This window comes from bacterium (assembly GCA_021108215.1).
In the GTDB taxonomy this organism is placed as follows: Bacteria; Oederibacteriota; JAAXVQ01; order JAAXVQ01; family JAUVAV01; genus JAIORK01.
This window is the reverse complement of record JAIORK010000048.1, coordinates 52,815-61,959: the sequence shown is the minus strand read 5'-3', so window position 1 is coordinate 61,959 and position 9,145 is coordinate 52,815. Positions and strand designations below refer to the sequence as shown.

Genomic DNA, 9,145 nt, shown 5'->3' with positions numbered 1-9,145 from the left:
CCGTTCTGATTGGTATCCAGCAGGCTTTCCATCACAGTCACGGTCATGCCGTCTTCCACAACTGTTTCCAGCACGCGCGAGGTCATCCCAAACTCTGCTGTTCCATTTTTGTGTTCGATCATCCCATACACATTTCCGTACATGTCAGAACCTGTGATCTTCTTCTCACCCGCTTCCACTTTGCCGTTCTGATTGGTATCCAGCAGGCTTTCCATCACAGTCACGGTTATGCCGTCTTTGAGTTCTGTTCCTACCATCCGCGAGGTCATTCCAAAAATCACGTTCTCGACCGTGGTCGCACCGTCTATCTTCTTCTCGATCATCCCGTACACATTCCCGTACATGTCAGAGCCGGTAATCTTATTCGTAAACAGATTATGCGTCTTGGTAACAATGGCGCCGTTTTTAATTTCTGTCCCAATCACTTCTATACTTTTGACAAGAGCATCTTTTTCTCCCAATTTTCCGTCAGAATCATAAGCATAGCTGTTGCCGTGCATGTCCGTCCCAGTGGCCTGGGCATGCTCGCCCTCCAGCAAATTCACGGTCAGGGTGACAATGACACCTTCCGCCGTCTCAACCGTTCCCACGACCTTGGTCAGCATGGTGAATATTTTTCCCTTGCCCAATTTCCCGGCCTCATCAATGCTGTACCGATTCCCATAAATATCCGCACCGCTGACTTTTCCGGTGCGCAAATTGGTCATGCGGCGAACATAGAGATCCTCGCAGTTTACAAAACGACCGGCTTTTTCCTGCAGAACCAGATCACCGACTTGATGCCCGGGATACTGCTCCGCCACTCTGGCTTCCAGTTCAACGAAAACATTGCCTTCTGTATCTGAAACACGCCAAAGCGCATGCTCGGTCAGCAAACTTTTCGAAGCCATCTGGATCTCATTGCCAATAGCGACATACTTGTTTTCTGCAGTCGGAATATACTCCCCGGCGGTCTTGGTATAGGTAATACCCTGTTTGCTAAAAGATTGAGATGAATGTGTCTGCAAGGCGGAAACAGTCGTCTTAACCCGGTATTCGAATCCATTAACAATCGCCGTGTCATACATCACCCGGCCGGTATATTTAAATTCGCCACTGGGTTGTTCCGCGTAAATCCTGCCATTGATCTCCGCCGTACCGGGCGTGGGATTTACCATGCCTTGCGAAGAGACCGTGGCGGTTATCTCCTGTCCATTCTCCAGTGTAATGGTCATTTCCTTCCGGGTTCCGGTCTGCTGAAAAGTGTCGTCCACCAGCTCGGAATAGACCTTGCCGTTTTCCACACCTGTCCAATTGGCGCCCGGCTCCACCCCTTTGCTCACACTCAATGAAATAATTTCACCCCGGTCGGTTGTCACGGTCTGGAAATCACGGTAACCGGTCAGCTGCCATTCACCGCCCGGTCCTTGGGACGCAAATTCAAAATCCCTTATCGGTTGGGTGAATTCACCCAGCGCATTGCTGATGGTGATACTCTTGGTCAGATTCCCCTCCCCGCCGTCGCTGATCATAATACTGTGTTTGGTTGCATTCGAATAATTTGTGATCGACAGGCCCTCGGCACTATTATAGTGTGCGAAAGTGAGGATTCGTTTTTGCTGAACATCAAATTCCTTAATCTCCTGAGTCCCGCCGCCAATGCCGCTGCTGCCGCCGGTTTCGGAAGGAAGCATTCGTCGGCCGCTCATGTTGAACCGGTATTCTTTCCCGGTTTCATTGTTGCTTAACTTGAACCCCTGGCCGGGAATCTCCGAAAAAGTGACGCCGGAGAAATCGCCTTTTTTGAGAGCACTTATGCTTTCGGGTGTCAGATTGCCCTGGCGGGTATAGATCAATTCGGCATTGCCCACATCCCGCAGGATCAGCTTGGAACCGATCAACTCACCATTTTTATAAACAGTCACATGATCGCGCAACCCGTCTTCACTATGCAGTGTTGCTGTATAATTTTTTGGATTGCCCTTTATGAATTCCAAAATCTGCCCGTCAGAGAGATACGCATTTTCTAAAACATGCCCCACAAATGACGCCGTATACAACAGGGGCTCGGTATCCCCCCCGAAGGTATTCACGCCGACAACATGGTAGGTCCCGCTCAAGAAATCCTGCCGGTCGCCGACAAACAATGTTTGACCTGAAAGGTACACGATTTTATGACTGTAGTTCAACACCGTGACTTGCTGTTGTGCCTGCTCCGGTGTCAGCCCGGCCTGGATCAGGGCCTCTGCCAGGACTGCCGGGTCGGGATTTTGAAACGCTCTGATGGATTGGCCGTCAAAGGAAACCGGACGATTCTCGCTGTCAAACCGGAGTGATCCCACAGACCCGCTTATCAGCATTTCCGGGACAGCCTGAGGGCCATACAATTTCTCCAGCGTGGTGTTGCCCTGCAAATCCGTGGTGGCGATGTACTTCTCTGTATTAATGGTCTGGAGCGTTTTGTACGCATTGGATGACCGATTCGGCGGAAGCATCATTGTGACCGCCGCCTGGCTGCCATCCGGCATGGTGACCAGACTCGCGGTTGCCCGGCTTTTTAAAACCATGCCGGTGGATGTGCTCTCAAATACCTGCCGGACGGCCTGGGCATCGGAAATGGTGAGCGTATCGACCTGTAGAGTGTTGCCGCTTTGGGGTGATAAAACAGGTTTAAAATTCATTTGCACGGAAAGGTTTTTCTCATCACTTTGCTGTTGTAACATAATCTGGTTGTTCTCGGTTTTGGTGATCGTACCCAAACCTTCCACAATGCGCGATTGTCCCGGCTGGAGCGGTTCGGCATACCGTTCCACAGTTTCCATCACATCCCGGTGCATCGCATCCAGTTGGCTGGTGCTTTTACTGGTGGCGGATGAAAATTCATCCGCTGTTTCCATCACATCCAGTTGGCTGGTGCTTTCACTGGTGCCGGATGAAGATTCATCTGCCGTAAGTGCCGGCACCACCTCATTGAGACGTATGGCCTGGGCCAGCGCAATCCCATCCGGCCGGGTTGCGAGCAGGGCATCCTCTACATTCGCTTGTGCCTGCTGAAATATCCCGGAATAAGCTGCGGTGTGCTCCGCGCCGGCAGCAGCAATCACTTCCATGGTATTCAACGCCATCTCGATTTTTTCAACCGGCAGGATGCCCGCATCTCCCAGGCTCAGCTCAAATGTCTGCTGCGCTGCGGCCGCCAAGGTGTTGCGCTCGGCTGCCTTTGTCACATAATTTACAGCCTGATGCATGACCTCAACATCCCCGGAGGCGGCGGCATGCGTTGTAATCTCGCTTGGCCGGACTTGGGTGGGATCCACTGTTGCCAGGGTCATTTCCGAACGCGCCACCATCCCCCTGGCGGACTTATACGCTGCATTCTCCGGTAGTTGTATATCTGCGTACTGATTCGCATCCTGAACCGCTGTCTGTGCCATGTCCGTTGCCAGCGTGTGAACCGCACGACTGAACGCTTCCTGAAAATTATCGCTATCCGGTGTGATTCCCTGTTTTTTCAGGTCCGCCAGAACATGCCGGGAATAATACGGATCATTTCCAAAAATCTCCTGGGCATTCCGGGCATTGTGCAGCATGACCTTGTTTTTCAATTCTTCCGGCGGCAGTTGCCGGTTGTCCGCATCCAGCAGCGCTGCATAGTGAACACCTTTGTGTTCCGCTTGAAACGTTGTCTGGGATTGGGTCCATTTCCCTTCAGAATTTTGTTCCCAGACTTCCGCCAGCTTGCCATCACGGGCAAACAGCAATTTCTGACCATAAAGCTGGGAAGGTTGTTGAATTGTTTGTCCGTCAGGATTCTGGACCGCCTGGGTGGTGACATCCATCCAAGCCACACGCGCACCAAAAAACGATTTTTTCAGCAAGCTCTTTTCAAGCGTTTGAACAACCTCGCCGGTTTCCGAGAAGGATAGCTGATACGTCTTACCATTATCCGCCTCAACCTCCTGATACGCTTTATCCGGATCATATTCAAATTCCGCCTGGGTTGTCGTGCCGTCCGGAAGCTTAATTGTATGCAAAACCTTCTCGCCCGGCTGAGGACCTTTCTTTTTCTCAAACGCTCCGTCACTGGACTGAGAGGCGGCAGCCAACTCGGCATTGATCGCTTGCCTGGGATCCTGTATTCCCGCAGGTGCTGCCGGTTCGACTGCCAATGCGTCATTCAACCGGTCACTATCCGGGGAACTTTTTTCACCTTCCGGAGGACCCCGCAGACCGGGTCCAAACGCTGCATCCTTAACCGGCGGGACAAGATTTTCCTGGTCATTATTTTTCTGAATATCCGCATCGGCGATACCATTGGTATAGGTGACGGCCGAGGGGGCGGCCTCTGCCTGGTTTTCCGCATTGTTGCCAAACAAGGTGGTATATTCATTTCCATCAGCGGATTGTACGCTGGCTGCCAATATTTTTTGCTCACCATTTTCGCCGGTACCTGAAACCCGCAACACCTGATCACCATTGCTGTTTTCAAATTGTTCAATAGTCAGGTCCGCCCTGTCCTGCGGAAGCATGTCCGCGGCCCGAAGTTTATTGAGAACATCACCTGCCGCCTGCAAATTTTCCGTTGCTTTAGGTTCCAAAGACTGAATAGAGGTCTTGTCGGTTTCACCCGCCATGGCCGGGGTATACATGGCAGGCAATTCGCCTGTGGCTGCAGCATTTTGCAGTTGCTGTTTATACTCATTATTGTTTTTTTGTGTCTGCTCGTCTTCACTGACTTCTTCAGAACCCTCCCCGCCGCCGGTATGATCCACCTTGCTTGATTCTTCACTGAGCAGGTCTTCGTCGCGACGTAAAATATCCTCCTGAATATCTTCCTCCAAATCCATAATACCCTTTTCCATATGCTCTTCTTTTTCCGCTCTGAACTGATCCTCTTTTCCCGGCTCCGGTTCCACCGCTTCACGACTCTCATCCAGGTTCGTCTTTTCCTCCTGCAGCTCTGTTTCCGGCATGATGGTGCCGTCAAGCAAGAGCGCCTCGGCATTTGGGACAGCTTGCTTCTCCTGGGGAATAATTTGCCGGGATGCGTCCTCTTCATTCCGGCGTTTATCCAAATCATTGACCACTTTTTCGTTCCCGGAGCCTTTTTTTCCCTGATCCTCCACCACTTCCGGGGGCTTTTGGGATTGTTGTTGGGAATCATCTGTTTGCCGGGGAATACCGGCTTGGTCAAACTCCGAGCCAGGCTGAAGCTGGGTTGATTCCATTTCTCCGATTTCTTCCGCAGCCACACTTTCTGCGATGATTACGGTTTTTCCCGGTTGACTCACTCCAGGTGATGCTTCCGCACCATCCGCCTCCCCCCCGGTTGTTCTTGCATAACTCTCATTGATGGCCACTCCGGTTTCAGGATCATGTCCGGGATCCACACCGGCTTCGCCGTCTTTGTCAGATCCCGTCTGGTTGTCGGATTTCGAACCGCCCTCGTCATAAGGATTCGTATCTGAACTGGCACTGGCACCCGCCACCTCATCCGGCGATGAGAACAGTTTATCCATGGCATCAGAAAACCGGGTGATAACATTGACCCACTTTGAGGTGGTCGAGTTAAAAGTCGGAATCATTGCCCCCATAAACTCACCTAATTTGTTTCCAAAGTTTTGCGCCTGTCGTTCCGAATAACCGTTCTCCACATCATGAGGTGCCACAAAATGAGTGTAATAGGCACTCACGCCGGTGCTTATAATCGGCGCCACAATGGTTTCTAATAAATCAGAACCTCCTACTTCCGGCTTTATCTTATCAGCGGCAGTCCATGATTCCGCCGCTACCGTAAAATCAATCAATCCAACAGTCAATGCGCCCATCATCATGCCTGTGATTTTTCCGATTTTTGTATCATTCAATAACCCGGCAACCTCAGCGGATACTGTCAAATCCACAATCACCTTGACAAACTTTGATGTAAGAAACGCACCTATTCTTCCTTCTTTGTCGGTAAATTTGACATCTTCATTCAAGAAAGTATCCTGCAGACCCTCCAGAATGCCGCCCCAAAAATCTCCTCCCGAAAGCTCGGCGGCAACACCACTGGACACAATGGTAGCCAGCAAGGATACCATGGCAATTTCCAATACACCGGCATCCGGGAATAGCTCTATAACACACATGACCAATAATGGTGCGAGTGCCTTTTTGATGAATTCCTGCTTAAAAACACTGTTCTTAAGCATGGTTTCCAGACTTTTTTTGGCATATTCTTTCACAGCTATTTCCCCGGCCTTGGCTGCAGCATTGATCGCTGCCGCATAGGCGCACAAGACAATGCTTACAATGGTCAATAGCGTGGCCAATTCTTCAGGCATAGGTACACAAGTCAACAAAAACTGGATCGTGATGATGATGATGAGCAGCAAGGGTGTCGCGGTTCCCAAGGTCACCACTGTCAGGACTGCGCTGAATACAAACATGGTAAACTTGCCGAGCGGCGATATAAGGAATGCCGCACAACCATCCGGCTCGTCCAGCTTATCTTCCGGAGAATTGCGATGGTGGTGACGGGTGGCATACTCCTCTTGTATTGCGTCCCAACCGGCTGTACTGTATTCCGGCCAGGCGGAAGCAAAAACATCATCCAGACCTACATCCGGCAAAGGCGGGACCCGGCCGTCTGTACGCCCCGACCGGTCGGATGCCATGCTGAGGACATCAAATAAATTCATGGACGCATAAACCTTTAAATCCTGCTGCGTGTTATTGCCATTGCCACTGACCGCGCCCTGAATCATATTTTCACTTCGTGAGAGTGTGCTGTAATTGGGTGCCGTGCCGATGGTATCGGCTACTTTTTTTTCAGCCGGTTTGATGACTTCCCGTGTGCCGATTACTTTGGTGTGCAGGATTGTTGGATTTGTATTGCTGCCCGGTCCTGTGACTTGCACAATACTTTGATTCACCAATTCTGTAATAGTGCCTATTACCGTATCAATTTTCCGGGAAACCGGCGGACCGGACACAAGCGAAGCTGTAAGATTATCATCTATATTCAGCGGTGAAATGCTGCCCGGCGTGGTATCGGTCTCCACCGCAGCGGCCAACACAAAATCCACAGATGGTATTTGCGGGTCTTCCTCACTATCATCTCCATTTTTATCAATCGTCTTCGGTCCAATGATTGCAATTTCATTGGTATCATCCAGCTCTGAGTCTGTATTTTTAACCGGAACATCACCCTTGCCCTCGTCCGTATCGTCGCGCTCGATTTCACCTGCCGGTTCTTCATCCATCTCCGTCAAAACCGGTGATGGATCTTCATCTATATCTTTGATGTTGCCCCGGGAGGCTTCCTCCACAGGCACTAAAACATCAACCGCCACCTCGTCGGTGGTCGGCTCATCATCCCCTTCTGTAATCCACAACTCCGAATCCCCTTCATCCGGGGTGTCCGGTTGATTCTCCGGATCACTTTCATCTGCCTGCTCATCAGACATTCCCAGCATGGCCAAAACTTGATCGGAGAATTCATTCCCCTCCTCGTCCTCTTCCTCCTCCTCTTCTTCCCCTTTGGAAACATCCTCAGACTCGTCATCCTCGCCGGGCGTACCCTCCTGCTCTGTATCATCCGCTTCGCTTTCAACCAGATCTTCAACACCACGGTTTTTTTCTGCCGGCACAGCCACTTTATCCGTTTCCTGGTTGCTTTGACCATCCGTGTCGGCTTCGGTCTCATCAACCGTTCCTGTCACTACATTATTATCTGTCTTGCCGGTTACCTGAATATCGTGTTCGGGTGTTTCCGGTTGTTCCAGTATTTCATCTTTCACCGATTCTTCCATACCCAGTAAACTTTTAATTCGATTGGCAACATCTGTAATCAGCGATCCGGAATCATCCTGATTTCCGTTGGTCTCCGGCAGCTGGTTTTCATTGTCCGTATTCTCCTCAGTTGTTTCCACCACGCTCTGATCATCTTGAATTTCAATTATATCTGCGTTTTCAATTACATCGTTCTCATTTTCCTGAGGTATGTCAATGACGTCTTGAGGTTGTGAATCATCGAAGTCTTTGACAACCTCCACTTCCACACTCGGATCGGTTTCATCTGTAGCTTGTGTCTCTTCCGGTTCGCTGGAAGCGGTGTCTTCATTTTCTTTGGCAACAACCGCTGCGGTTGGGAGGTAATCTGATTGCTCACCCGCCTCATCAAGCCGCTTTTCCGTTTCGATGCCGCCCATCTCAATGATCTCGGTAAGTGATCCAGTTTCCATTAGCTCCGACTGTTCTGTCTGTTGAAGGTCCGTGGATGTCACTTGATCTTTTTCCTGCGAGGATGGTTCTTGCACGGGCATTAAAATATCTTGGTTTGTCATCACCAGGTTGGCGGCCGTATCCAGACTGCCGGTTGTCAGGGATCGTTCAGCGATTGTCATAAGCGATGCCGTGTCCAGCAAATCGCCATATTCTGATTTGAGCACATTTAAAGTCGTATCATTTACGGTTGCTTCATTATTTTTCGGATCTGTCTCTGTGGTTAAAATATCAAGGAAGGCATCCGGTTGATTATTTCCGACAAAATCACTGTACGATTGTGTGTTCGCAGGGTTATCCAGGGTGGTACCCGGTTGATGATAGTCAGATTCAAATGCATAGACTAAAATTGTATCCAACCCGGTCATGGAAAATACAAAGCACACAGCGATAAGCAAAGAAATAACTTTTCGCGAATACTTTTGCACGTTTTTATCAATATATTTATCTATTTTGAATAGAATTCTCCGAAAATATCCGATCATTCCGTCACCTCATTTACCATTAATTGCAAGAATTCACTCACAATTAGTTGCTTTTAGACAGTATAAGTATATCATCGGAAAATACGAAAGTCAAAATAGCCTAAAATTTTACTCTTATTTTATAGGAATAAAAATGCCACGGGCTTGTCCTTGCTCCGCAAGAAAAATGTTCATCCTGCCCCAAATACGGCAGGATGTCGCACCGATCTGCTGAAATATCAATTCGGTGCTCCACCTTCACTCGGCGGTATTAACTCGCTTCATCCATGGGCTTACCCGGCACCCGGCATTCGCCGGGCAAGTCCGCCGGGCAAGCCGCCCATTGTGCTCGCGCCGGCACGATAAAAATCCACGAGTTTACACCCGTGGTATTTTTGTCGAGAGATGTTCGCCTTTGGCGATATTTTTATTTG

1 protein-coding gene is annotated in these 9,145 nt (G+C 49.9%); it reads right to left on the bottom strand.

Features of this window, described 5'->3' with window-relative positions:
• On the bottom strand, positions 1–8,732 hold an 8,732-nt coding region (locus K8S19_11120; GenBank protein ID MCD4814228.1), incomplete at its 3' end, for a hypothetical protein.
• Positions 8,733–9,145: the final 413 nt, after the last annotated feature.